Below are 277 nucleotides of genomic sequence, written 5' to 3' on the forward strand. Positions count from 1 at the left end.
ACCGCGTGCGTCTCGCGGATACGGACCTGCTGATCGAAGTCGAACGCGACTACACGATCTACGGTGAAGAAGTGAAATTCGGCGGCGGCAAGGTGATTCGCGACGGCATGGGCCAGTCGCAACGCGTTGCGGCCGATGTCGTCGATACCGTCGTCACGAATGCGCTGATTCTCGATCACTGGGGCATCGTGAAGGCCGACATCGGCATCAAGGGCGGCCGCATCGCGGCCATCGGCAAGGCGGGCAATCCCGACATTGAACCGGGCGTGACGATCGC

General features: G+C 62.5%; 1 pseudogene. It reads left to right on the top strand.

The window, feature by feature from the left end:
• A pseudogene (gene ureC / locus BN2476_RS49165) lies at positions 1–277 on the top strand (urease subunit alpha); the annotation flags it as partial.

The organism is Paraburkholderia piptadeniae, assembly GCF_900007165.1.
GTDB lineage: Bacteria > Pseudomonadota > Gammaproteobacteria > Burkholderiales > Burkholderiaceae > Paraburkholderia > Paraburkholderia piptadeniae.